Source organism: Isoptericola maris, assembly GCF_048065335.1.
GTDB lineage: Bacteria > Actinomycetota > Actinomycetes > Actinomycetales > Cellulomonadaceae > Isoptericola > Isoptericola rhizosphaerae.
On sequence record NZ_JBLUNY010000005.1, the window covers coordinates 136,273 to 157,197 of the forward strand.

Here is a 20,925-nt window from a genome sequence, read left to right on the forward strand (position 1 = left end):
ATCCGAGCGACGGTCTTCGATCGAGGCCCACGGAACCCGCACACCGGACGTACCGGGCGGTTCGGGGGGCCACTACCGAGGACCGGACGACGGCCCGGCGGCGCGGTGTGGGTGTCTTACCAGGACATCACACCAGACCAGCCCGGCCCCTGCGAGAGGGCCGGGCCGGCGAGGTGATGTCAGCGGCGCAGGCCGAGGCGCTCGATGAGCGCGCGGTAGCGCACGATGTCGATCTTCTGCAGGTAGCCCTGCAGGCGGCGGCGCTGGCCGACGAGCAGCAGGAGGCCACGACGCGAGTGGTGGTCGTGCTTGTGCTCCTTGAGGTGCTCGTTCAGGTCGTTGATGCGCTGCGTCAGCAGCGCGATCTGCACCTCGGGCGAGCCGGTGTCGCCCTCGTGAGTCGCGTACTCGGTGATGATGGACTGCTTGGTGGCAGCGTCGAGCGGCATGGCTCTCCCTCTGGTGTCGTTGCGCGGTGCTCCGGGACTTCTTCACCGGGGCGCTCTGGATCCGCGGCCGAACTACGGCACCGCTCATCGTAGCAGCGCGGGGCCCGCTCGCCGGGCCGGGTGACCGGCGTCACCGGCCTCAGGCGACGAGGACCGACCGGGCTCGCGCGACGTCGTCGTGCATCTGCTTCACGAGCGGCTCGATCCCGTCGAACCGGAGGGTGGGCCTCAGGTGCTCGACGAGCTCGAGGACGACCTCCTCGTCGTACAGGTCCAGGTCCGTGCGGTCGAGCACGTACGCCTCGACGCGTCGTTCGACCCCGTCGAACGTCGGGTTGGTCCCGATCGAGATCGCCGCCGGCAGCCGGACGTCGGGATGGCCGGGCTCCTCCGCGGCGAGCGAGGGGCGCCGCAGCCAGCCCGCGTACACGCCGTCCGCGGGCACCATCCCGGCGATCCCGCCGAGGTTCGCGGTCGGGAAGCCGAGCTCGCGTCCGCGCGCGTCGCCGTGGACGACGGTCCCTCGCACCCGGTGCGGGCGGCCGAGCACGTCGGCGGCCTGGGCGGCGTCACCCTCGGCGAGCAGGGCACGCGCCGCCGAGCTCGACCAGCGCTGCCGTGCGCCGGCCGACTCCGGGAGGCACTCGCCCACGTCGTCGACCGCCACGACCTCGAACCCGTGCTCACCGCCGAGCTCGACCATCGTCGCCAGCGTGCCGGCGTTGTCGCGACCGAACCGGACGTCGTGGCCGACGACCACGCTGCGGGCGCCGAGACCTTCGGTGAGGTAGCGCGTGACGAACTCCTGCGGGCCCTGCGCCGCGAACCCGAGCGAGTACCGGATGACCAGCACGGCGTCGAGCCCCGTCGCCGCCAGGAGGTCCAGCCGGTCGGCGAGCCCGGTGAGGAGCTCCGGAGCGGCCTGCGGACGGTGCACGACGGCGGGGTGCGGGTCGAACGTCACGGCGACGGCAGCGAGGCCGTCGGCGTGCGCGAGCCGCACCAGCCGCCCGAGGACCGCCTGGTGGCCGCGGTGGACGCCGTCGAAGTTGCCGATCGTGACGGCCGACGGTCCGAAGCCGTCGGGGACCTGGTCCAGGTCGGTGAACACTTGCACGCCGATCGTGCTCCTCGCTCGGGATCTCGTGGGGGCGCCGCGGGTGACACCGACGGACCAGGATAGTCACGTGCCGCAGGGCAGATGGACCGTCAGCCGGACGGCGCCAGCACCAGGACCGGTCGCGCCAGGCGCTCGCCCCGTCGCGTGGTGTCCTCCAGGAGCGCCACGAGGGTGCCGTCGGGACCGATCCCGGCCTGCGTCCCCTCCGCACCCGAGGGGGCGACCCACTGGCCGTAGCCCAGCGCCGTCGTCTCGGCCGCCGTCAGCTCGCGGACCTCGAACGAGACCCGTGCGGCGTCGGCCGGCGTGAGGGTGGCCAGGACGCCGTCGGCATCGGCCTGCGCCTCCATCTCGGCCAGGGTGCACGCGGCGGCCAGCCCGTAGCCGCCCACCCGTGTGCGGCGCAGCGCGGTGAGGTGCCCGGCCGTGCCGAGGGCTGTGCCCAGGTCGCGGCCGAGGGCGCGCACGTAGGTCCCCGAGGAGACCACGACGCTCACGTCGAGGTCCACCACCGAGGTGCCGTCCGCCGTCACGCCCGGACGCACGGCACGGACGTCGAACGCACTCACCGTCACCGGACGGGCCGCGAGCTCGACGTCCTCGCCGGCACGGGCGCGGTCGTAGGCGCGCCGACCGTCGACCTTGATCGCGCTGACGGTGGTCGGCACCTGCTGGATGTCCCCCGTCAGGGCCGCGACCTCCCGGTCGAGGTCGGCACCGTCGATCCCGGCACCGACCCCGGGCGTCGAGACCACCTCACCCTCGGCGTCGTCCGTGGTGGTGCCGACGCCCAGCCGGATCGTCGCGTCGTAGGCCTTGTCGGCCCCCACCACGTACGTCAGGAGGCGGGTCGCCCGGCCGACGCCGACGACGAGCACGCCGGTGGCCATCGGGTCGAGCGTCCCGGCATGGCCGACCTTGCGCGTCCCGGCCAGCCGCCGGCACCGGCCGACGACGTCGTGGCTCGTCAGGCCGGCGGGCTTGTCGACGACGAGGAAGCCGTCAGCCGCGGTGGGCCGGCGCGGCGGCCGGGGGCGCTGCTCGGCCACGTCAGTCGTCGTCGGCCGTGCGGTAAGGGTCGGCCTCCCCGGCCGGCTCCTTGCCCTCTCGCAACGCCGCCAGCTCGGCGTCGCGACGCCGTGCCTCGAGCAGGGCGGCGTCGAGGTGCGCGGCCGTCTCCGGCACCGAGTCCAGGTGGAACTCGATGCTCGGCGTCAGGCGCGTCTGCGTCTGCTTGCCGACCTCGGACCGGATCATGCCCTTGGCGCTCTCGAGCGCCGCCGCCGTGCCGAGCCGGTCCTCGTCGTCGCCGTAGACCGTGTAGAACACCGCGGCCTGCTGCAGGTCGCCCGTGACACGGACGTCCGTGACCGTGACGAACCCGAGCCGCGGGTCCTTGATCCGCGTGTCGAGCAGCTGCGCGACGATCTCCTTGATGCGGTCCGCCAGCTTGCGGGCCCGTGGGTTCTCGCTCATCCGTACTCCCTCTCGTGACGCCGACGGCGTCCCGCACGCACCGCCGGGATCAGCGGGACGGGCGGGACGCCGTCGGAAGTGCGGACCTCAGTCGCGCGGGATCTCGCGCATCTCGAAGGTCTCGATGATGTCGCCCTCGGTGACGTCGTTGAACGACCCGAGACCGATACCGCACTCGAAGCCCTCGCGGACCTCGGTGACGTCATCCTTCTCGCGACGCAGCGACTCCACGTTCAGGTCGTCACCGACGACCTTGCCGTCGCGCAGGACGCGCGCCTTCGTGTTTCGCCTGATCGTGCCGGACCGGACGATCGAACCGGCGATGTTGCCGAACTTCGAGGAACGGAACACCTGGCGGATCTCGGCGCTGCCGAGCTTCGCCTCCTCGAACTCGGGCTTGAGCATGCCCTTGAGCGCTGCCTCGATCTCGTCGATCGCCTGGTAGATGACCGAGTAGAACTTGACGTCGACGCCCTCGCGCTCCGCCAGGTCCTCGACACGCTCGCCGTAGCGGACGTTGAAGCCGATGATCACGGCGTTGTCCACCGTGGCCAGGTTCACGTCGTTCTGCGTGACGTCGCCGACGCCGCGGTGGATGACGCGCAGGTCCACCTCGTCGCCCACGTCGATCTTGAGCAGCGCGTCCTCCAGGGCCTCGACGGCACCGGAGACATCGCCCTTGAGGACCAGGTTGAGGGTCTCGACCTTGCCCTGCTCGAGCGCCTTGGTGAAGTCCTCGAGGCTGATGCGCTTGCGGCGCTTCGCCAGGAGGGCGGCACGCTCGGCCGCCTCGCGCTTCTCGGCGATCTGACGGGCCGTGCGCTCGTCCGGCGCCACCAGGAAGGTGTCACCGGCGCCCGGCACGGACGCCAGGCCCAGCACCAGGACCGGACGTGCCGGGCCCGCCTGCCGGACGGACTCGCCGTGCTCGTCGAACATCGCGCGCACCCGGCCGTGCGCCGTGCCGGCGACGATCGCGTCGCCGACGTTCAGCGTGCCGGACTGCACGAGCACGGTCGCGACGGAACCGCGACCCTTGTCCAGGTGCGCCTCGATCGCGACACCACGGGCGTCCTTCTCCGGGTTGGCCCGGAGGTCGAGCGCCGCGTCCGCGGTGAGCAGCACGGCCTCGAGCAGGCTGTCGATGCCCTGGCGCTGCAGCGCGGAGACGTCGACGAACATCGTCTCGCCGCCGTACTCCTCGGCCACCAGGTTGTACTCGGTGAGCTGCTGCCGGATCTTGTCCGGGTTCGCGCCCTCCTTGTCCACCTTGTTGACCGCGACCACGATCGGCACGTCGGCCGCCTGGGCGTGGTTCAGCGCCTCGATCGTCTGCGGCATGACGCCGTCGTCCGCGGCCACCACGAGGATCGCGATGTCCGTGACCTTGGCACCACGGGCACGCATGGCGGTGAACGCCTCGTGACCCGGGGTGTCGATGAACGTGACGGCACGGTCGGCACCCTCGTGCTCGGTGTGCACCTGGTACGCACCGATGTGCTGGGTGATCCCGCCCGCTTCACCGGCCACCACATCGGTGGACCGGATGGCGTCGAGGAGCTTCGTCTTACCGTGGTCGACGTGACCCATGACGGTCACGACCGGCGGTCGAGCCATCAGGTCCGCGTCGTCCTCGCCGGCCTCCTCGGCCTCGAGGTCGATGTCGAAGGACCCGAGCAGCTCGCGGTCCTCCTCCTCGGCGGAGACCATCTCGATCCGGTAGCCGAGCTCGACGCCCAGCGTCGCGAAGGTGTCCTCGTCGAGGGACTGCGTGGCCGTGGCCATCTCGCCCAGGTGCATCAGCACCGTGACGAGCGAGGCCGGGTTCGCGTCGATCTTGTCGGCGAAGTCGTTGAGCGACGCACCGTGGCGCAGACGCACCGTGGTGCTGCCGTTGCCGCGCGGGACGCTGACGCCGCCGAGCGACGGCGCCTGCATCTGCTCGAACTCCTGGCGCTTCGCCCGCTTCGACTTGCGCCCCCGGACGGGACGACCGCCGGCGCGACCGAACGCACCCTGCGTGCTGCCACGACCGGCACCGCCACGACCGCGGAACCCGCCACCGCCACCGGGGCGGAAGCCTCCGCGCCCGCCGCCGGGTGCACCACCGGGGCCACCGGGACCGCCGCCCTGGCCACCACGGCCACGGCCACCGCCGCCACCGCGGCCACCGGCTGCCGGGCGCTCGCCCGGACGCGGCATGCTGGTCTTGCCGGGCATCATGCCCGGGTTGGGACGAGGCCCGCCCGGACGCGGCGCCGCGGGGCGGGGACCACCGGGACGCGGACCACCCGGGCGCTCACCCTGGGCCGGGGCTGCCTCGCCACGCTGCGGACGCTGCATGCCCTGCTGCGACGCGTAGGGGTTGTTCCCCGGTCGCGGCGAGCCGGAGCGCTGCATGCCCTGCTTCGAGGCGTAGGGGTTGTTGCCGGGGCGCGGCTGACCACCGCGACCGCCGGAACGCTGCTGACCGCCAGGCTTGGAGCCGGGCTTCGGCGCGGCACCCGGCTTGGGTGCGGCACCAGGCTTCGGCGCCGCACCCGGCTTGGGCGCAGCACCGGGCTTCGGCGCGGCGTCGGCCTCGGGCGTCGGCTCCGGGGCGGCGTCGGGCCGCGTCGCACCCGGCTTCGGGGCGGCTTCGGGCTGCGGGGCAGCGTCGGGCTTCGGCGCGGCCTCCTGCTTCGGGGCCGCCTCGGCCGCCGGGGCGGCAGGCTCTGCCGGTGCCGGCTTGGCCGGCGCGTTCCGAGCGCCCGGCTTGGGCGCTCCCGGCTTCTTCGGGGTGGGCTGGGCGCTCTTCGTGCCCTGCTCGCCACCGGCACCCTGGAACTTGCTGCGCATGGTGCGCTCGACCGGTGCCTCGAGCGTCGAGGACGCCGAACGGACGAACTCACCTGACGCCTTCAGCTCGGCCATCAGGGTCTTGCTTTCCACTCCGAGCTGCTTCGCCAGCTCGTGGACGCGGATCTTCGCCACATCTCTCCTGTCTCGGCCCCACCGAGAACAGGCAGGACCGTCGTTAGTACCGAGTACTCATCGCTGGGGACTCATCGGGTGCCCATCGGCTTCTGACCCGCTTCCTTGTCGATGTACGCGTGGTGCGGCCGGACGATGGCGTCCGGTCGTGTCGTGCGTGGCGGCTTGTGCCACGCAGGGGTGTCAACGGTCCTGCTGCTCCAGAAATGCCCGGACGCCCGCGAGGTCGAGCGGAGCGGCAGCGTGCAGAGCACGCGGCACGGCCCGCCGTCGCACGGCGCTCTCCAGGCAGGCGAGGTCCGGATGGATCCAGGCTCCTCGCCCCGGCAGGCTCCCACGCACGTCGACGACCACCCGGGTCGCTTCCCGAGGTGCGCCGTCGGACGCCGCGATCACCAGCCGCAGGAGTTCCGACCGCAGGTCACGGGCCCGGCACCCGACACAGGTACGCACCGGCCCTGCCGTCGACGGCGAGGGATGGTGCGGGCGTGCCGAGCCCAGGGCGCGCGGCCCGGTCCCCGTCAGTCTAACGCGACTGGTCATTGCTCTCGACCAGCTCAGGCGTCCTCGCCCGGGGAGGCGGCCGCTGCGGCCTCGTCAGCCCCCTCGTCCGAGCGGATGTCGATCCGCCAGCCCGTGAGCTTCGCGGCGAGCCTCGCGTTCTGCCCTTCCTTGCCGATCGCCAGCGAGAGCTGGTAGTCCGGCACGACGGCGCGGGCGGCCCGAGCATCGGGGTCGACGACGGTGACCGAGCTCACACGTGCCGGTGACAGCGCGTTCGCCACGAACCGTGCCGGGTCGTCGCTGTGGTCGACGAGGTCGATCTTCTCGCCGTGGAGCTCAGCCATCACCGCCCGGACGCGCGAGCCCATCGGGCCGATGCAGGCGCCCTTCGCGTTGAGGCCGGCCACCTTCGAGCGGACCGCGACCTTGGTGCGGTGCCCTGCCTCCCGGGCCACGGCCGTGATCTCCACGGACCCGTCGGCGACCTCCGGGACCTCCAGCTCGAACAGCTTGCGGACGAGCCCCGGGTGGGTTCGGCTGAGCGTGACCTGGGCGCCCTTCATGCCCCGCGAGACCTCCACCACGTAGCCCCGCAGGCGCTCGCCGTGGGTGTACTCCTCGCCCGGTACCTGCTCGTGCGGCGGCAGCACCGCCTCGGTGCCGCCGACGTCCACGAGGATGACCCGGGGGTCACGCCCCTGCTGGATGACGCCGGCGAGGACCTCGCCCTCCTTGCCCCGGAACATGCCGAGCACCTGGTCGTCCTCGGCGTCGCGCAGACGCTGGACGATCACCTGCCGGGCCGTCGCGGTGGCGATGCGTCCGAAGTTCGCGGGCGTGTGGTCGAACTCGGGCCCCAGCTCCACCAGCTCACGACCCTCCGGGTCCTCGGGGTCCGGGGTGCGGATCGCCTCCTGCGCGTACACGGTGACGTGGCCCGACCGGCGGTCGAGCTCGACCCGGGCCTGCTGGTAAGCGTCCGGCGTGCGGTGGTAGGCCGAGAGCAGCGCCTGCTCGATGGCCTCGACCAGGACGTCCAGGCTGATCTCCCTCTCGCGCTCCAGCAGCCTCAGCGTGCTCATGTCGATGTCCATCGTCAGCCTTCCTCACCGTCGCGGGCCGTGCCCGCGTCCTCGTCCTCGTCCTCGTCCTCGAGCCGTTTCAGCTCGACCTCGACCTTGCCCTTGCGCACGTCCGACAACGGGACGCGAGCACCGCCGTCCAGCACCAGCACCAGGCCGTCGCCGGCCTCGACGACGTCGCGCAGGCGACCCGTCGTCGTACCGCCGTCGGCCAGCGTGAGCCGCACCGTCCGCGTCCGGGCGCGGCGGTAGTGCCGCGGCTCCGTCAGCGGGCGGGAGGCGCCCGGCGTCGAGACCTCCAACGTGTACTGGCCGCGCACCACGTCCGTGTCGTCCAGGGTCGACGAGATCTCCCGCGACACGTCACCGAGCCGGTCCGAGTCCAGGCTCCCGACCTCGTCGTCCGGCAGGTCCACCGTGACCCGCACCATCGACCGGTTCCCGGCCCGCACGACGCGCGCGTCCTCCAGGTGCAGCCCGGCGGCCTCGACGACGGGCGAGACCACCGACCCGATGCGTTCGTCCGAGGTATGGCTCCGCTCTGGTGCCATGGATGCCTCCCGTGGGTTCTCCCGCGCCGGGACGTCCCGCGGCCGGTGTGTCGTTGTACGTCGTGCGTCGTCCAGCCTAACGAACGCGGTGCCGCTCGCGTGCCGAACGACCCGCCCCGGCAGGTGGAGGAACGTCACACCCCGACGTGGCAAGATCAGGCACGATGGAACCGCTTCCCGCACCTGCTCCGGTCCACCGACGACGACGCCGGGCCACCGCCGCCGGCGCGCTCGTCGCCGTGCTCCTGTCGGGCTGCGGGCTGCGGCTCGAGACTCCCCCGCCCGCCGAGCCCGTGCCCGACTCCGTGGAGATCGTGCGCCGTACTGCCGTCTCGGACGCCCTCTACGTCGCCGAGCAGGCCGAGTCGGCGGTGCAGGCGCTCGACGGCAGACGCGCCCGGCTCACCACCGAGCTCGAGCTCGTCGCCACCCAGTCACGCGAGCAGGCCGCAGAGCTCGGGGGCGTGTACGACTCCGGCCTCGAGCCGGAGAACAGCGACGGCACGCCGGAGGAGTCCCCCAGCGAGGCGCCACCGGTCGCGCCGCAAGATGTCGTGGACGCGCTCGTGGACGCCTCGGGCCGCAGCCGCACCGCGGCCGGCACGACGACCGACGGTCCGCTCGCACGGCTGCTCGCCTCGGTCGGCGCGGCGCAGGCCGTCTCCGCCGGCCGGGTCGTGGACTACACCGACGGGCAGGTCCCCGCGCCGGTCGCGCCGGTGGTGCCGGAGCCCGACCCGGTCGCGGCGGACGCCGGTGGCGAGGATGACGACGGCGAGGGCGACGACGGCGCGAGCGACGACGGCGGCACCTCCGCGCTCTCCCTGCTCGCCGCACCGAGCGAGGTGGACCCGACGCCGTCGCCGTCCGTCGAGGAGGGGGTCTCCAGCACCGTGCCCGACTCCGACGAGCCTGCCGTGGTGCCGCGTGGACTCACGGCCGCCGACCTGCGGACGCTGATCGAGTCGGAGGACTCGGCGGGCTACGCGCTGCGGGTCCGTGCCGCGCGGGCCTCCGGCGACACCCGCGAGCGCCTGGCCGAGCGAGCCGCCGCCCACACGGCCCGTGGCCAGGCGTGGGCGCTGGTCGCCGGGACGAGCCGCACCGACCAGGACCCTCGTCAGGTCGCGTACACCGTGCCGCGGGAGGGCAAGTCCGCAGCGGTGGTGCGGTCCGTCGAGGAGAGCCTCGCCACGGACTACGCCAGCCTCGTCGGCACGACGGCGCCCGACACCCGGGCGGTCCTCGTGGACCTGCTCGTGGAGTCGGCCGTCACGCTCGACGCCTGGGGCGCCGAGCCCGTCGCCTTCCCCGGACTGCCGGAGCAGCAGGACGACTGACCGTGCCGCCCCGCCGTCCACGGCTCAGGCGAGCAGCTCCTCGACCCGCGCGGCGACGACGTCGACGACGTCGGCGACCGCCACCTGGTCCGCGTCGCCGGTCCGCGGCCGGACCTCGACGACGCCGTCGGCCAGACCCTTGCCCACGACGACGACCAGGGGCACGCCGAACAGCTCGGCGTCCTTGAACTTCACGCCGGGCGACACCTTCGGACGGTCGTCGTAGATGACCTCGACGCCGCGTCCCGCCAGCGCCTCGGCGATCTCGGCGGCCTGGTCGAACACCTCGCTGCCCTTGCCCGTCGCGACCACGTGCACGTGGGCCGGCGCCACGTGGGCCGGCCAGGCGAGGCCCTTGTCGTCGTGGTGGGCCTCCGCGAGCGCGGCCAGCACCCGGGTCACGCCGATGCCGTAGGACCCCATGGTGACCGTGGTCTGCTTGCCGTTCGGGTCCAGCACGTTCAGCCCCAGGGACTCCGCGTACTTGCGGCCGAGCTGGAAGATGTGGCCGATCTCGATGCCTCGGGCCAGCTCCAGCGGTCCCGACCCGTCCGGCGCGAGGTCGCCGTCGCGCACCTCGGCCGCCTCGATCGTGCCGTCCGCGGTGAAGTCGCGCTCGGCGACCAGGTCGAAGACGTGCCGGCCCGGCGCGTCGGCGCCCGTGATCCACCGCGTCCCGGCGACCACGCGCGGGTCGAGCAGGTACCGGATCGCGGACCGCGTGGTCACGGCGCCGGCGGTGGACTCGTCGGGAACCTGCTGGCCCTGCGGACCGAGCACGCCCGGCCCGATGTATCCCTTGACGAGCTCGGGGTGGGCCGCGAAGTCGGCGTCGGTGGCGGGCTCCGCCTCGGCGGGAGCCAGTCCGGCCTCGAGCCGCTTGACGTCGACCTCACGGTCCCCGGGCACGCCGACCACGAGCAGCTCCCGGACGCCGTCCGGCTGCGTGACGGCGAGCACCACGTTCTTCAGCGTGTCGGCGGCCGTCCAGGGCCGGTCCTCACGCGGGTGGTGGGCGTTCGCGAAGTCCACCAGGGTCGCGATGGTCGGGGTGTCGGGGGTGTCCTCGACGTGCGCGGCCGGGGCGTCGTCGTACGGCAGGGCGGCCGGCACCGGCGTCACGACGGCCTCGACGTTCGCCGCGTAGCCCGACGCCGAGCGCACGAACGTGTCCTCGCCGATCGGCGACGGCGAGAGGAACTCCTCGGAGCGGGAACCGCCCATGGCGCCCGACGTCGCCGAGACGATGACGTACTCGAGGCCGAGCCGGTCGAAGATCCGTCGGTACGCGCCGCGCTGCCGCTCGTACGACTGCGCCAGGCCCTCGTCGTCGATGTCGAACGAGTAGGCGTCCTTCATGATGAACTCGCGGCCGCGGATCAGCCCGGCCCGCGGGCGGGCCTCGTCGCGGTACTTGGTCTGGACCTGGTAGAGCGCCAGCGGCAGGTCCTTGTAGGACGAGTAGAGGTCCTTGACCAGGAGCGTGAACATCTCCTCGTGCGTGGGGGCCAGCAGGTAGTCGGCCTCCTTGCGGTCCCGCAGGCGGAACAGGTTGGGCCCGTACTCGGTCCAGCGCCCGGTGGTCTCGTACGGCTCGCGCGGCAGCAGGGCCGGGAAGTGGACCTCCTGGGCCCCGATCGCGTCCATCTCCTCGCGCACGACGGCCTCGATCTTCGCCAGGACGCGCAGTCCCAGCGGCAGCCAGGAGTAGATCCCGGGGGCGGCGCGGCGGATGTAGCCCGCCCGGACGAGCAGCCGGTGGCTGGCGACCTCGGCGTCGGCCGGGTCCTCGCGCAGGGTGCGGACGAACAGGGAGGAGAGCCTCAGCAGGTCGCGGGGGCGAGCGGCGCTGCGGGCGGACACGATCGACATGCGGCCCAGCCTAGCGGCGCGCACGGGGTGCTTCGGCGACACTGGGACCATGCCCGAGCTGCCCGAGGTCGAGGCGCTGGCCCGGTTCCTCGACGAACGGACGTCCGGCCGCACGGTCGCCGCCGCCGACGTCGCGGCGATCGCCGCGCTCAAGACGCACGACCCGCCGGTCGACGCCCTCGTCGGCGGTACGGTCAGCGGCGCCACGCGGCACGGCAAGTGGCTCGACCTCGCCGTCGTGCCCGCCGCCGGTTCGTCGGCGGACGACGGCGCGCTGCACCTGGTCTTCCACCTCGCCCGCGGCGGGTGGGTGCGGTGGCACGACTCCGCGCCGACCACACCCGTGCGACCCCGCCTGGGAGGGTCCTCCAAGGGTGCCGCGTTGGCGCTGCGTCTACGGTTCGACGACGGCAGCGGCGTCGACCTCACCGAGGCGGGCACCCGCAAGCGGCTCGCCGTCCACGTCGTCCACGACCCCCTGGACGTCGAGCAGGTGCGCACCCTCGGCGTGGAGCCGCTGTCGCCGGAGCTCACACCGGCGGTGCTCGGCAACCTGCTGGGGGCGCGCAGCCAGCAGGTCAAGGGGCTGCTGCGGGACCAGCACGTGATCGCCGGCATCGGCAACGCCTACTCCGACGAGATCCTGCACGCGGCCCGCGTCTCCCCCTTCCGGCTGACGCGGACGTTCACCGACGACGACGTCACCGCGCTGCACGACGCCACCGTGACGACACTCCGCGAGGCCGTGGAGGCGTCGGCGGGCCGTCCGGCGGCCCAGCTCAAGGACGCCAAGCGGTCACGGATGCGGGTGCACGGACGGACCGGCGAGAGGTGCGAGGTCTGCGGCGACGTCGTGCGCGAGGTCAGCTTCGCGGACAGCTCGCTGCAGTACTGCGCGACCTGCCAGACCGGAGGTCAGGTGCTGGCGGACCGACGCACCTCGAAGTTCCTGCGCTGACCGGCGAGCGGCCGGGCCGGGGGCCGGCCTGCCACGGCTCAGAACAGGACCGTGGAGAACGTGCCGACCCGTTCGAACCCCACCCGGTGGTAGGCCGCGAGCGCCGGGGCGTTGTACGAGTTGACGTACAGCGAGACCGTCGGGGCGACGTCGCGCCGGGTCAGGGCGACGACGGCGGCCATGCCCTGCACCGAGAGCCCTTCACCGCGCCGTGCCGGGTCCACCCAGACACCCTGGACCTGCGCCACTCCCCCGGCGACCGCCCCGAGCTCGGCCTTGAAGACCACGGCTGCCCCGCCGCCGTCCGGCTCCTCGGCGACGCGCACGTAGGAGCGTCCCTCGGCGATCAGCGACCGCACCCGGGCGGCGTACGCTCCACCGCCGGTGGCGACCGGCGAATAGCCGACCTCCTCGGTGAACATCCGCACGCAGGCGGGCAGCACCAGGTCGATCTCCGTGGCGCGGGAACGACGGACCTGCGGGTCCGGGTCGACGTCCGGATCGCGGTCGATCACCAGCGAGGGCTGGTCGATCCGCACCTCGCGGGGCGCGGGCCACACGCGCGAGAGGAGCTCCCACAGCCGCTGCACCACCGCCCGCTCACCCACGATCGAGCTGGAGCGTCGCCCCTGGACGCGTGCGGCGGCGGCGAAGGCGGCGACGGCGTCGTCGACGGTCCGAGGGCCGAGCGAGGCCGGGACGACCGGCACGAGGTTCGCTCCGGCCCAGCACACGGCGACCAGGGGGCCCGACTCCGGGAAGCCCCACAGCTCACCGCCCGCCGCCGCGATGCCCGAACGGTCCGCGACGTCGATCCGGGCGGCGGCGAGCACCGACGAGACGGGGTCCGCGGCACAGACGCGCCGCGCCGCCGCGAGGTCCGCCGGTCCGAGGACCCGTGCGGCAGGGCCGCGGCGGAACCCGCCGGACAGCGTGGAGCGCGGGTCGCGCACCGCCGGTCGCCAGCCCATCGCTCCGCCTCCAGGTCTGTGTCAGGACACCGAGACGACCGGCGCGCCGGTCTGCGTGTCGTTCTCCGGTGCCGGCATCGACTCCGCGATGCGCATGGCCTCCTCGATGAGCGTCTCGACGATCATCGCCTCGGGCACGGTCTTGATGACCTCGCCCTTGACGAAGATCTGCCCCTTGCCGTTGCCGGACGCGACGCCGAGGTCGGCCTCGCGGGCCTCGCCCGGCCCGTTGACGACGCAGCCCATGACCGCCACGCGCAGCGGTACCTCCATGCCCTCGAGCCCGGCGGTCACCTTCTCCGCCAGTGAGTACACGTCCACCTGGGCGCGTCCGCACGACGGGCAGGAGACGATCTCGAGCTTGCGCTCGCGCAGGTTGAGGGACTGCAGGATCTGCAGGCCGACCTTGACCTCCTCGACCGGCGGCGCGGACAGCGAGACCCGGATCGTGTCCCCGATCCCCTGGCTCAGCAGGGCGCCGAACGCCGTGGCCGACTTGATGGTGCCCTGGAACGCCGGCCCCGCCTCGGTCACCCCCAGGTGCAGCGGCCAGTCGCCGCGCTGCGACAGGAGCTCGTAGGCGCGCACCATCACGACCGGGTCGTTGTGCTTGACCGAGATCTTGAAGTCGTGGAAGTCGTGCTCCTCGAACAGGCTCGCCTCCCACACGGCCGACTCGACGAGCGCCTCCGGTGTCGGCTTGCCGTACTTCTCGAGCAGCCGCTTGTCGAGCGATCCCGCGTTCACCCCGATGCGCAGCGACGTGCCGTGGTCCTTGGCCGCCTGCGCGATCTCCTTGACCTGGTCGTCGAATCGCTTGATGTTGCCGGGGTTCACCCGGACGGCCGCGCACCCTGCCTCGATCGCGGCGAACACGTACTTCGGCTGGAAGTGGATGTCGGCGATCACGGGGATCTGGGACTTCTTGGCGATGATCGGCAGCGCGTCGGCGTCGTCCTGCGTCGGGCAGGCGACCCGGACGATGTCGCAGCCCGAGGCGGTGAGCTCGGCGATCTGCTGGAGCGTGCCGTTGATGTCCGTCGTCTTCGTCGTCGTCATCGACTGGACGCTGACGGGCGCGTCACCGCCGACGTACACGTCGCCGACCCGGATCTTGCGGGTCTTCTTGCGCGGGGCGAGCACGGGGGCGGGAGCGGCAGGGATGCCGAGGTTCACAGCAGTCACCCTCCCAGTATCGCGCGAACTGGGGTGTGGTACGCACGCGGGAGGCGGACCTCACCGGCGTGCCGACGGAGCGGTCACACGAAATTCACAGGAGGCGGACGGGATCCACGAGGTCGGCGACCATGAGGACCGCCCCCACGCCGATGAGCACCACGAAGACCACGTAGGCGACCGGCATCATCTTCGCGACGTCCGCGGGGCCGGGCAGCGTGGCGCCCCGGACGCGCGCGACGGTGCGCCGCGCGCCCTCGTACAGCGCGTTGACCACGTGTCCGCCGTCCAGCGGCAGGAGCGGGATGAGGTTGAACATGAACAGGGCGATGTTCAGCGCCGCCACGAGCATCAGCATGAGCTGCACGCGGGCCAGGACCGTGTAGTCCTCCGCCCCGGCGTAGTCGACGGCGACGCGGCCGACGCCGACGACGGACATCACCGAGTCCTGGGCGCGCGGCTCGTCGGTGAACGCCTGGTAGGCCGCGTCGTAGATGCGCACCGGCAGGGTGGCGATCGCGTGCGCCGTGCCAGAGACCTGCAGCCACACCGCCTCGGGCACGCTGGAGACGGGCAGGGGCTGCCGTTCCACGCTGGAGGACACACCCAGCAGCGCGCCGTCGACCATGACGGGCTCGCCGTCGTCGCCCGTCACCGCGTAGCCCTCGTCGTCCGTGAGCGGCCGCTCCGCCGGGGTCGGCGTGACCTGCAGCGTGACCTCGTCGCCGTCGCGCAGCACGGTGAGCGGGGCCTCCTGGCCCGCGGAGTCGTTGACCATCCCCACGAGCTGGGACCAGTCCTCGACCTGCACGCCGTCGAACGACACGACCTCGTCGCCGGGCCGGACCCCGGCGGCGGCCGCCGCGGAGTCGTCGCCGACCTCCGCGACCGTCGTCGTCGCCGCAAGCATCCCGATGCCGAGGAACACCACGGCCAGCAGCACGACGGCGATGACGAGGTTCATCACCGGCCCGCCGAGCATCACCACCAGCTTCTTCGGCGTCGAGAGGTGGTAGAACGCCCGGTGCTCCTCACCGGGACGGATCTCGCTGACGCTGGCGTCGCGGGCGTCGGCGATCACCTGGCCGAAGAAGCCGCCCCGGCTCCGGGCGCCCGGACGTGCCGGCGGCATCATCCCGACCAGGCGCACGTAGCCGCCGAGCGGGATCGCCTTGAGCCCGTACTCGGTCTCGCCCTTCTTCCGCGACCAGAGGGTGGGGCCGAACCCGACCATGTACTCGCTGACGCGCACGCCGAACTTCTTGGCCGGCACCATGTGGCCGACCTCGTGCAGCGCGATCGAGACGAGGATGCCGAGCACGATGACGACGATGCCGACGACGACGGGAAGGATGTCCACGCCGCCAGGGTAGGCGACGAATCTGGGAACCGATCAGCGCCGGGCGAGCAGCTCGTCGGCTCGAGAACGTGCCCAGCGCTCGACGTCCTCGACGACGTCGAGCGTCACGCCGGCCGGGTCGACCCCCTCGTGCTCGCCCAGCACGCGCTCGACCGTGTCGACGATGTCGCAAAACCCGACCCGGCCGTCGAGGAACGCCGCGACACCCTGCTCGTTGGCGGCGTTGTAGACCGCCGGGTGGGTTCCCGACGCGGCGGCGGCGGCCCGCGCGAGCCCGACCGCCGGGAAGGTGCCGTCGTCCAGCGGCTCGAACGTCCAGCTCGTCGCCTGCGACCAGTCGCACGGCGGGCTGACCACGTCCAGCCGGTCGGGCCACGACAGGCCGAGCGCGATCGGCAGACGCATGTCCGGCGGGGAGGCCTGCGCGATCGTGGAGCCGTCGCAGAACTCGACCATGGAGTGCACCACCGACTGCGGGTGCACCACGACGGTGATGTCGTCGGTCGGCACGTCGAAGAGCAGGTGCGCCTCGATCAGCTCGAGGCCCTTGTTCATGAGGCTCGCGGAGTTGACGGTCACGACCGGACCCATCGCCCACGTCGGGTGCGCGAGCGCCTGCTCGGCGGTGACCGCCTTGATCTCGTCACGGCTCCGGCCGCGGAACGGCCCGCCCGAGGCCGTCAGGATCAGCCGACGGACCTCGCTGTGGTCGCGCGTGTGCGCTCCGCCGCGCAGCGCCTGGGCGATCGCCGAGTGCTCGGAGTCGACCGGCACGATCTGCTCCGGGGCCGCCAGCGCCTTGACCAGCGGTCCGCCGACCACCAGCGACTCCTTGTTCGCCAGCGCCAGCGTCGAGCCGGACTGCAGCGCCGCCAGCGTCGGCCGCAGGCCCACCGAGCCCGTGATGCCGTTGAGGACGACGTCGTCGCCGCGGCCCGCGAGCTCGGTGGCGGCGTCCGGTCCGGACAGCACCTCGACCCCCGCCGCCGTCCCGAGCCGCGCCTCCAGTGCTTCCCGGAGCGCGCCGGCCCGGCCCGCCTCGGCCACCGCGACCGCGGACACGCCCAGCCGCGCCGCCTGCTCGGCCAGCAGGCCGACGTCGGAGCCGCCGGCGCTGAGCGCCGTCACCCGGAACCGGTCGGGATGGGCGAGCACGACGTCGACGGCCTGCGTGCCGATCGAGCCGGTGGAACCGAGGAGCGTGACGGTGCGGGTCGCAGACATGGGCACATCATCGCAGCACGTCGGCTCGCGCCCGGCCTCGACGAGTGGCCCCGCGGGCACCGGTCACGATGGCGAGGGCCACCGCCGTGGTCGCGACGACGACGGCGGCGGGCACGGGCAGCGCGTCGGTCCCCGACCGTGCGACGACGGCTGCCGCGACGACGAGCCGCGCCCCCACCGCGACGCCGTAGGACGGTGCGAGCGCCGTGGCGGCGGCCGACGCCGCGACGGCGACCATCGCGACCGCGATGACCGTGCGCCGGTCGCGCCGGGCCACGAGCACCACCAGGGTGGGCCACGGGAGCGTGTCGCGCTGAGCACCGGGGGCGGAGGGACCGGTTCTGTCGTCGTCATGAGATCGACGTCAGAGCTTGACATTGATGTCGATGTCAAGGGCGCCACGACGGAGCCGGACCCGAGGAGGCACGCATGAAGATCGGCGAGGTGGCCCGCCGGACGGGCGTGGCGCCACGGCTGGTGCGCTACTACGAGCAGCAGGGCCTGCCCACCGCCGAGCGTGCGGCCGACGGCTACCGCCGCTACGACGAGGCGGACGTCGAACGCGTGGAGCGCGTCGCGGGCAAGGTGCGCGCGGGGATACCGACGCGCCTCGTCAAGGCCGCTGCCCGCTGACGCGTGACCGCCGAGCCGTGACGCAGCGCAGGCCGGCCGGGTCGACGGTGACCGCGTCACTCGACGCCGAGCAGCACCTCGATGGCTCGTGCCAGGAACTTGTCCACCGAGGCCTCGGCGTAGGCGTCCGAGCCCTTGGCGCGACCGAAGGTGGCCGAGCGCACCTCGGCAGCCGTCAGCGGCTCCTGACGGTCGAAGTAGCCCACCAGCCGATCGCACAGGGAGTCGACGTCGTCCACGTCGTACCCCTGCTGGCCACGCTCCGCCGGCGCGAACTTGGCGCCGTCCGGGCGGCCCAGCCGGCCGTACAGGGTGCGGGCGCGCTCCGCGAGAGCGCCCATCCACGCCTCCTGCCCGTGCTGGTTGACGAAGTCGGCCCGCTGCCGGGCGATGAACGCACCCTCCAGGCGGTCGAGGGCGGCGTCGACCTCGTGGGTGTTGTACCCGCCGCGGACGAGCTCGAACGTCGACGTCGCGATGTCGGCGTTCGTCATCGGCTCCGGCGTCCGGCCCTCGTACGCCTGGCGGGCGTGGTCGAAGAAGTCGTCGACCTCGTCCGGGTCGTACCCGGAGCGCATCTTCGACACGGCGGAAAAGAGGGTGCTGCTCACTCGTCGTCCTCCTCGGCGGCCAGCTGCCCGCAGGCGCCATCGATGTCGCTCCCGCGGGTGTCACGGATCGTGGTCGGGATCCCGTGCCCGCGCAATCGTGCCACGAACTCGTCCTCGACGGAACGCTCGCTGGCCGTCCAGATCGACCCGGGGGTCGGGTTCAGCGGGATCGGGTTGACGTGCACCCACCCCTTGCCACGGGCGTTGAGCTTCTCGCCGAGCAGGTCGGCTCGCCAGGCGTGGTCGTTCATGTCCTTGATCAGCGCGTACTCGATCGAGACGCGGCGGCCGGTCACCTCGAAGTACCGGCGAGCCGTGTCCAGCGTCTCGTCGACGCTCCACCGTGTGTTGATGGGCACGAGCTCCGAGCGCAGGTCGTCGTCCGGTGCGTGCAGGCTCAGCGCCAGCGTGACCGGGATGCCCTCGTCGGTGAGCCTGCGCATCGCCGGGACCAGGCCCACCGTCGAGACGGTGATGTTCCGGGCCGACATGCCGAGGCCCTGCGGCGCCGGCGCCACGAGCGCACGGACCGTCTCGATGACCGCCTTGTAGTTGGCCAGGGGCTCGCCCATGCCCATGAACACCAGGTTGTTCAGCCGGGCGGGACCACCCGGGATCTCCCCCCGATCGAGCGACCGGAAGGCCGCCCGCACCTGCTCCAGGATCTCCGCGGTGGACAGGTTGCGGGTCAGCCCGAGCTGGCCCGTCGCGCAGAACGGGCACGCCATGCCGCACCCGGCCTGCGAGGAGACGCAGAGGGTGGTCCGGTTCGGGTAGCGCATCAGCACCGACTCGACCTTGGCCTCGTCGAAGAGGTGCCAGAGCGTCTTGACCGTGGTGCCGCCGTCGGCCTCCATGCGCCGGGTCGGCCGGATCAGCGGCGGGAACATCGTCGTGGCGAGGGCGTCCCTGGTCGCCTTCGGCAGGTCGGTCATCTCGGCGGGGTCGGAGGTGAAGTGGGTGAAGTAGTGCGCCGCGAGCTGCTTGGCGCGGAACGGCTTCTCCCCCATCTCGACGACGGACGCCACCCGCTCCTGCGGGGTCAGGTCGGCGAAGTGCCGCGGCGGCTTGCCGCGGCGCTTGGGCGCCATCTGCAGCGGGAGGGGCTTCGTCTCGTCGGACGGCCGGACGGCGGGGACGCCGAGCTCGGTCGCGGTGCGAGCGGTGGGTGTTGCCATGACGGTTCCTTCGGGGCTCAGACGGTCGCCTGCAGGACGAGATACACGAACGGCGCGGTGACCACGAGCGAGTCGAGTCGGTCCAGCACGCCCCCGTGACCCGGGAGCAGCGAACCCATGTCCTTCAAGTCTAGGTCGCGCTTGATGAGGGACTCGGCCAGGTCCCCGGCGGTCGCCGTGACGGCGGTCAGCACGCCGAGACCGACACCGAGCCACCAGGGGGCGTCCAGGACGAGCAACGCCCCGGCGACGCCGACGGCGACGGTCAGCAGGACCGAGCCGCCCAGCCCTTCCCAGCTCTTCTTGGGGCTCACCGACGGCGCGAGCGGATGCCTCCCGAAGAGCACACCCGCCACGTAGCCGCCGACGTCGTTCGCCACGGCGAGCAGCACGAAGAGCACCACGCGCAGCTCGCCGTCCGGCTCGTCGAGGATGAGCAGCACGAAACCGGCCAGGAACGGCAGGTACGTCGCGGCGAAGACACCCGCCGACGCGTCCCGCAACGCCCGCGGTCCGGAGCCGTCGAGCACCCGCCACACCACGACCGCACCGACCGTGAGCACGAAGGCCACCAGCAGCGCCTCGGCCCCGGCCGCGTAGGCCGATACCGCCATGCCGGCGCCGCCGACGAGCAGCGGCGTCAGCGGGATCGCGATCTCTCGTCGCGCGAAGGCGGTGCGCAGCTCCCACAGCGCCGCGCTCTGCGCCACGATCACGAACGCGACGAACGGCTCCGGCCGGAACCAGAGCGAGGCTGCGAGAGCGACGAGCAGGCCGATACCGACCGCGACGGCCGCCGGGAGGTTGCGCCCGGCGCGAGAGGGTCCGCGCTGCGCGTCGACAGATGACATCAGACCTCGAGCAGCTCGCTCTCCTTGCTGGCGAGGATCTGGTCCACGAGGTCGACGTGCTTCTTGGTCAGCGACTCCAGCTCCTTCTCGGCGCGCGAGCCCTCGTCCTCGCCGACCTCCCCGTCCTTGACGAACCGGTCGATCTGCTCCTTCGCCTTGCGACGCACGCCACGCACCGAGATCCGGGCGTCCTCCGCCTTCGTCTTGGCGAGCTTGACGTAGTCCCGGCGGCGCTCCTCGGTCAGCGTCGGCATGATGATGCGGATCGAGTTGCCGTCGTTCGACGGGTTGACCCCCAGGTCGGACTCGCGCAGCGCCTTCTCGATCGCCGCCATCGACCCCTTGTCGAACGGTGAGATCAGCACCGTGCGCGCGTCCGGGATGTTGAACGAGGCGAGCTGCTGCAGCGGTGTGGGCGCGCCGTAGTAGTCCACCTCGATCGAGGAGAACATGCCGGCGTTCGCACGTCCCGTGCGGATACCGGCGAACTGCTCCTTGGCGAACTCGATCGCCGTGTCCATCTTCTCCTCGGCCTCGAGGAGGGTGTCGTCGATCACCCGGTGCTCCTTGTTCGTGAGATGTGGCTTCGTCAGGAC

21 protein-coding genes are annotated in these 20,925 nt (G+C 72.6%); 3 read left to right on the forward strand and 18 right to left on the reverse strand.

The window, feature by feature from the left end:
• Positions 1–179 precede the first annotated feature (179 nt).
• The 8 genes from rpsO to rimP form a co-directional block, all read right to left on the reverse strand.
• Positions 180–449 (reverse strand): 30S ribosomal protein S15, encoded by a 270-nt coding sequence (rpsO, locus tag ACH5HR_RS09750; RefSeq protein WP_402375349.1) that lies wholly within the window; start codon positions 447–449, stop codon positions 180–182.
• A gap of 139 nt (positions 450–588) precedes the next feature.
• A complete protein-coding gene (locus tag ACH5HR_RS09755; RefSeq protein WP_402375351.1) occupies positions 589–1,566 on the reverse strand; it encodes a bifunctional riboflavin kinase/FAD synthetase in 978 nt (325 codons plus the stop codon).
• Between the two features lie 92 nt (positions 1,567–1,658).
• Positions 1,659–2,618 carry a tRNA pseudouridine(55) synthase TruB gene (gene truB / locus ACH5HR_RS09760; RefSeq protein ID WP_416477612.1) on the reverse strand — a complete coding sequence of 320 codons (960 nt, stop codon included), beginning with the start codon at positions 2,616–2,618 and terminating at the stop codon, positions 1,659–1,661.
• A gap of 1 nt (position 2,619) precedes the next feature.
• A complete protein-coding gene (gene rbfA, locus ACH5HR_RS09765; RefSeq protein ID WP_402375355.1) occupies positions 2,620–3,045 on the reverse strand; it encodes a 30S ribosome-binding factor RbfA in 426 nt (141 codons plus the stop codon).
• A gap of 87 nt (positions 3,046–3,132) precedes the next feature.
• Positions 3,133–6,018 (reverse strand): translation initiation factor IF-2, encoded by a 2,886-nt coding sequence (gene infB / locus ACH5HR_RS09770; RefSeq protein ID WP_416477614.1) that lies wholly within the window; start codon positions 6,016–6,018, stop codon positions 3,133–3,135.
• Between the two features lie 183 nt (positions 6,019–6,201).
• Entirely contained in the window at positions 6,202–6,561 is a 360-nt protein-coding gene (locus tag ACH5HR_RS09775) for a YlxR family protein (RefSeq protein WP_402375359.1), read from the reverse strand.
• A 14-nt stretch (positions 6,562–6,575) separates the two neighbouring features.
• A complete protein-coding gene (gene nusA / locus ACH5HR_RS09780) occupies positions 6,576–7,616 on the reverse strand; it encodes a transcription termination factor NusA (protein ID WP_402375361.1) in 1,041 nt (346 codons plus the stop codon).
• A gap of 2 nt (positions 7,617–7,618) precedes the next feature.
• Positions 7,619–8,155, reverse strand: coding sequence for a ribosome maturation factor RimP (rimP, locus tag ACH5HR_RS09785; RefSeq protein ID WP_416477617.1), 537 nt, complete (start codon positions 8,153–8,155; stop codon positions 7,619–7,621).
• A 164-nt stretch (positions 8,156–8,319) separates the two neighbouring features.
• On the opposite strand from rimP, the gene ACH5HR_RS09790 reads away from it, so the two are divergent.
• Positions 8,320–9,495 carry a DUF4439 domain-containing protein gene (locus ACH5HR_RS09790; protein WP_416477619.1) on the forward strand — a complete coding sequence of 392 codons (1,176 nt, stop codon included), beginning with the start codon at positions 8,320–8,322 and terminating at the stop codon, positions 9,493–9,495.
• Positions 9,496–9,519: 24 nt separating this feature from the next.
• Here the strand turns inward: ACH5HR_RS09790 and ACH5HR_RS09795 are convergent, their stop codons facing one another.
• On the reverse strand, positions 9,520–11,367 hold the full coding sequence (locus ACH5HR_RS09795) for a proline--tRNA ligase (RefSeq protein WP_416477621.1): 1,848 nt from the start codon (positions 11,365–11,367) through the stop codon (positions 9,520–9,522).
• A 49-nt stretch (positions 11,368–11,416) separates the two neighbouring features.
• On the opposite strand from ACH5HR_RS09795, the gene ACH5HR_RS09800 reads away from it, so the two are divergent.
• On the forward strand, positions 11,417–12,325 hold the full coding sequence (locus tag ACH5HR_RS09800; RefSeq protein ID WP_416477622.1) for a DNA-formamidopyrimidine glycosylase family protein: 909 nt from the start codon (positions 11,417–11,419) through the stop codon (positions 12,323–12,325).
• 38 nt (positions 12,326–12,363) lie between these two features.
• Here the strand turns inward: ACH5HR_RS09800 and ACH5HR_RS09805 are convergent, their stop codons facing one another.
• The 5 genes from ACH5HR_RS09805 to ACH5HR_RS09825 form a co-directional block, all read right to left on the reverse strand.
• Complete coding sequence (locus ACH5HR_RS09805) at positions 12,364–13,296, reverse strand: GNAT family N-acetyltransferase (protein ID WP_416477623.1); 933 nt, start codon at positions 13,294–13,296, stop codon at positions 12,364–12,366.
• Positions 13,297–13,317: 21 nt separating this feature from the next.
• The gene (gene ispG / locus ACH5HR_RS09810; RefSeq protein WP_402375373.1) at positions 13,318–14,481 is read right to left on the reverse strand and encodes a flavodoxin-dependent (E)-4-hydroxy-3-methylbut-2-enyl-diphosphate synthase; all 1,164 of its coding nucleotides are present in this window, start codon (positions 14,479–14,481) and stop codon (positions 13,318–13,320) included.
• 85 nt (positions 14,482–14,566) lie between these two features.
• Positions 14,567–15,832 carry a M50 family metallopeptidase gene (locus ACH5HR_RS09815; protein WP_416477624.1) on the reverse strand — a complete coding sequence of 422 codons (1,266 nt, stop codon included), beginning with the start codon at positions 15,830–15,832 and terminating at the stop codon, positions 14,567–14,569.
• A gap of 33 nt (positions 15,833–15,865) precedes the next feature.
• A complete protein-coding gene (dxr, locus tag ACH5HR_RS09820; protein ID WP_416477625.1) occupies positions 15,866–17,056 on the reverse strand; it encodes a 1-deoxy-D-xylulose-5-phosphate reductoisomerase in 1,191 nt (396 codons plus the stop codon).
• A gap of 7 nt (positions 17,057–17,063) precedes the next feature.
• Positions 17,064–17,333 (reverse strand): hypothetical protein, encoded by a 270-nt coding sequence (locus tag ACH5HR_RS09825; RefSeq protein ID WP_402375379.1) that lies wholly within the window; start codon positions 17,331–17,333, stop codon positions 17,064–17,066.
• A gap of 152 nt (positions 17,334–17,485) precedes the next feature.
• Here ACH5HR_RS09825 and ACH5HR_RS09830 point away from each other — a divergent pair, with 152 nt between their 5' ends.
• On the forward strand, positions 17,486–17,689 hold the full coding sequence (locus tag ACH5HR_RS09830; protein WP_416477626.1) for a MerR family transcriptional regulator: 204 nt from the start codon (positions 17,486–17,488) through the stop codon (positions 17,687–17,689).
• 56 nt (positions 17,690–17,745) lie between these two features.
• Here ACH5HR_RS09830 and ACH5HR_RS09835 read toward each other — a convergent pair whose 3' ends face one another.
• Genes ACH5HR_RS09835 through frr form a run of 4 tightly spaced genes read right to left on the reverse strand, consistent with a single transcriptional unit; the run spans position 17,746 to position 20,886 of the window.
• Positions 17,746–18,300: a DivIVA domain-containing protein gene (locus ACH5HR_RS09835; protein ID WP_416477628.1), complete on the reverse strand. Its 555-nt coding sequence runs from the start codon at positions 18,298–18,300 to the stop codon at positions 17,746–17,748.
• Positions 18,297–19,478 (reverse strand): dual-specificity RNA methyltransferase RlmN, encoded by a 1,182-nt coding sequence (rlmN, locus tag ACH5HR_RS09840; protein ID WP_480048874.1) that lies wholly within the window; start codon positions 19,476–19,478, stop codon positions 18,297–18,299. Before rlmN ends, ACH5HR_RS09835 begins: the two co-directional genes overlap by 4 nt.
• A gap of 17 nt (positions 19,479–19,495) precedes the next feature.
• Positions 19,496–20,329 (reverse strand): phosphatidate cytidylyltransferase, encoded by an 834-nt coding sequence (locus ACH5HR_RS09845; protein ID WP_402375385.1) that lies wholly within the window; start codon positions 20,327–20,329, stop codon positions 19,496–19,498.
• Positions 20,329–20,886, reverse strand: coding sequence for a ribosome recycling factor (gene frr, locus ACH5HR_RS09850; RefSeq protein WP_402375387.1), 558 nt, complete (start codon positions 20,884–20,886; stop codon positions 20,329–20,331). The genes ACH5HR_RS09845 and frr overlap by 1 nt, the downstream gene beginning before the upstream one ends.
• Between the last annotated feature and the right edge of the window lie 39 nt (positions 20,887–20,925).